This window comes from Oleiphilus sp. HI0067 (genome assembly GCF_001635735.1).
On record NZ_LWFI01000171.1, the window covers coordinates 1 to 1,288 of the forward strand.

A 1,288-nucleotide genomic window follows, 5' to 3' on the forward strand; every position below is an offset into this window, starting at 1 on the left:
AATAATAAGCATTGCGACAATCAGCAATACACCGACTGTTTTAATTGCGACTGCGACCACTATCGCAAGGCTAATAGTAAGAATGAGCTGCTCGTGTTTTGGTTTATACCCACTTGCTAGTGCTAAATCAGGATTAAGCGTAGATAGTAATAGTCCGTTCCAGCGCAGTGTCGCGAGCACTAATACCAGCGCAGCCCCACCCCAAATAATGAAGAGATCTGATTTACCGACAGCGAGAATGTCGCCAAACAAATAAGACATTAAGTCGATTCGCACACCGGACAGAAACGACACAGCAACCAAACCAATTGCCAGGGCTGAATGCGACATCACACCTAGTAAGGTATCCATGGCAATGCCACGCTCACTCAATGATGAAACGGTGATCGCCATGATCATACAAACGATTAAAACGCCCAGAAAAACTGGCGTAGAAAAACTAAGAGAAAGAGCGATACCTAGTACGGCTGAATGTGCGGTCGCATCACCAAAATAAGCCATACGACGCCACACAACAAAACACCCTAAAGGTGCTGCGGCTAGCGCAACACCAACACTCGCGAGAACTGCACGAACAAGAAAATCATCAAACATGGTGATGGCCTCCTTCACAGTTCTCATCATGGGTGTAGTGGTCATCATGATGAGCATGAGGTTTGTGCAAATACAACGCTTCGCTCTGATCCAAACCAAATAAATTGCGATATTCAGGCATGTCGGTAATTACTTCAGGGCGCCCTTGGCAGCAGATGTTTCCGTTTAGACAAATCACGCGATCAGTTTGGCGCATAACGATATGCAGTTCATGACTGATCATTAAAATACCGCAGCCAAGACTATCTTTTACATCAGCGATTTGACGATAAAAATCTGCAACACCAGCATGATCAAGGCCCTGTGTGGCCTCATCGAGAATGAGTAAATTTGGCTTGCCTAGCAGCGCTCTCGCTAATAATACGCGTTGGAATTGCCCGCCTGACAAGTCCATTAATTGCTGCTTACCGAGATTGGGAACACCTGCCATCTCGAGTGCTTCAACAAGACTCGCCTTACTGTGCTTTTTAGGTAGACTCATAAAACGCTCAACCGTCATCGGTAGCGTTTGATCAATGTGAAGCTTTTGCGGAACGTAACCAATACTTAAGTCAGGTGATCTATTAATCGTGCCCTCAAGATGCGGTACTGCACCAATTAACGCACGCAACAAAGTGGTTTTACCTGAGCCATTTGGACCAATAATACTTAGGATTTCCCCTGCCCCAACAGACATGGAGATATTACTGAGTAC

2 protein-coding genes are annotated in these 1,288 nt (G+C 45.7%); both read right to left on the reverse strand.

All coding sequences use genetic code 11. From position 1 onward, the window contains the following. Positions 1-594: metal ABC transporter permease (locus A3739_RS02340; protein ID WP_068500096.1), on the reverse strand; the 594-nt coding region annotated here is incomplete at its 3' end. Then, a partial coding sequence (locus A3739_RS02345; protein ID WP_082878228.1) for a metal ABC transporter ATP-binding protein occupies positions 587-1,288 on the reverse strand: 702 nt, incomplete at its 5' end. The genes A3739_RS02340 and A3739_RS02345, both read right to left, overlap by 8 nt.